Raw genomic sequence first — 2,299 nt, forward strand, 5'->3', positions numbered from 1 at the left:
CGGTATCACCGGTGAAGACGCGCAACTGTTCACCGCGGTGCGACGGCGCGTCACCGTCGACGGCGTGGCCACCGACATCGGGCTGGTGGGCGACGTCGCCAAGGTCAACGCCGCCGCGGTGTTGGATCTGATTGCGGCGCGGCGCATTCCGGTGGTATCCACGCTCGCTCCGGATACCGACGGAGTGGTGTACAACATCAACGCCGACACCGCGGCGGCGGCGCTGGCCGAAGCGCTGGGCGCCGAGAAGCTGCTGATGCTCACCGATGTCGAAGGGGTGTACACCCGCTGGCCGGACCGCGATTCACTGGTCAGCGAAGTCGACACCGCGACACTCACCCAACTGCTGCCGACGCTGGAGGAGGGGATGATCCCGAAGGTCGAAGCGTGTCTACGTGCGGTTGCCGGTGGTGTGCCGAGCGCGCATGTCATCGACGGCCGGGTGGAGCATTGCGTGCTGGTCGAACTGTTCACCGACGCGGGCACCGGCACGAAGGTGGTGGCGGCATGACAGAACCACATCGTGGCGACCCGCTGCGCTCGGCATCGCCGAGCTTGCGATCGCCACGTACCACAGTTATGCAGCAGCGTTGGTCGGCGGTGATGATGAACAACTACGGCACCCCGCCGGTGGCGCTGGCCAGCGGTGACGGCGCGGTGGTCACCGACGTCGACGGCAAGTCCTATCTCGACCTGCTCGGCGGCATCGCGGTCAACGTTCTCGGCCACCGTCACCCCGCGGTGATCGAGGCGGTCACCGAACAACTGTCGACGCTGGGACACACCTCCAACCTGTATGCCACTGAACCGGGTATCGCGCTGGCTGAAACACTGGTCGCCTTGTTGGGCGCCGAGGCGCGGGTGTTCCTGTGCAACTCCGGCACGGAGGCCGTCGAGCTGGCGTTCAAGCTGTCGAGGCTCACGGGCCGCATCAAACTCGTTGCTGCGCAAGGTGCTTTTCACGGCCGGACGATGGGGTCGCTGGCTCTGACCGGGCAGCCGGCCAAGCAGGCGCCGTTCGCGCCGCTCCCCGGCGAGGTCACGCATGTGCCGTACGGCGACGTCGACGCGCTGGCGGACGCGGTCAGCGATGACACTGCCGCGGTGTTCCTGGAACCGATCATGGGGGAGGGCGGTGTCGTGGTCCCTCCGGACGGCTATCTTGCTGCGGCCCGCGACATGACAACCCGGCACGGCGCGTTGCTGGTAGTCGACGAGGTGCAGACCGGGATGGGACGCACCGGCACGTTTTTCGCCCACCAGCACGACGGCATCACCCCGGATGTGGTGACCTTGGCCAAGGGTCTCGGTGGTGGGTTGCCGATCGGGGCATGCCTGGCGGTCGGGCCGGCAGCGGAGCTGCTGACGCCCGGTCTGCACGGCAGTACCTTCGGCGGCAACCCGGTGTGTGCGGCCGCGGCCTTGGCGGTGCTGCGCGTGCTGGCCGCAGATGATTTGGTGCGCCGCGCCGAGGTGCTGGGAAAGTCGTTGCGGCACGGCATCGAATCGCTCGGCCATCCACTGGTCGACCACGTCCGGGGCCGCGGCTTGTTGTGCGGTGTCGTGCTGACCGCGCCGAAAGCCAAAGACGTCGAGACCGCTGCGCGCAGCGCCGGTTTCCTGATCAACGCCGCTGCACCAGACGTCATCCGGTTGGCGCCGCCGCTGATCATCACCGAGCACCAGATCGACGCGTTCATCACCGCGCTGCCCGGAATCCTCGATACCGCCGGGGAGGCACTGTGACTAGGCATTTTCTGCGCGATGACGACCTGTCGCCGCACGAACAGGCCGACGTGCTGGAGTTGGCGGCGCGACTGAAGAAGGATCCGCTGAGCTGCCGCCCGCTGGAGGGTCCGCGCGGCGTAGCGGTGATCTTCGACAAGAACTCCACCCGTACCCGGTTCTCGTTCGAGATGGGCATCGCTCAGCTGGGCGGGCACGCCGTGGTCGTCGACGCCCGCAGCACCCAGCTGGGTCGCGACGAGACGTTGGGCGATACCGCAAAGGTGTTGTCCCGCTATGTCGACGCGATCGTGTGGCGTACTTTCGGCCAGGACCGGCTGGTCGCCATGGCCGCGAGCGCCACCGTGCCGGTCGTCAACGCGCTGTCCGACCAGTTTCATCCCTGCCAGGTGCTCGCGGATCTGCAGACGATCGCCGAACGCAAGGGATCGCTGCCCGGCCTGAAGCTGTCGTACTTCGGCGACGGCGCCAACAACATGGCGCACTCGCTGCTGCTCGGCGGCGTCACCGCCGGCATGCATGTAAGCATCGCCGCTCCCGACGAGTTCAGGCC

Annotated in this window: 1 protein-coding gene and 2 pseudogenes (1 of these 3 running past the window's edge); all 3 read left to right on the top strand. The window is 67.4% G+C overall.

What is annotated here, in order from left to right; genetic code table 11:
• Positions 1-511: pseudogene (gene argB / locus ACFE99_RS22290) on the top strand (acetylglutamate kinase); it begins 350 nt to the left of the window's first position.
• Positions 512-579: 68 nt separating this feature from the next.
• Entirely contained in the window at positions 580-1,746 is a 1,167-nt protein-coding gene (locus tag ACFE99_RS22295) for an acetylornithine transaminase (RefSeq protein ID WP_375488648.1), read from the top strand.
• Positions 1,743-2,299, top strand: a pseudogene (locus ACFE99_RS22300) (ornithine carbamoyltransferase); the annotation flags it as partial. The gene ACFE99_RS22295 and the pseudogene ACFE99_RS22300, both read left to right, overlap by 4 nt.

Origin of the sequence: uncultured Mycobacterium sp., from assembly GCF_964249325.1 — a bacterium.
Taxonomy (GTDB): Bacteria; Actinomycetota; Actinomycetes; order Mycobacteriales; family Mycobacteriaceae; genus Mycobacterium.

Excerpts from the sequence above, each read along its gene's own strand:
- ACFE99_RS22295 (WP_375488648.1), top strand. The coding sequence starts at position 580 with ATGCAGCAGCGTTGGTCGGCGGTGATGATGAACAACTACGGCACCCCG.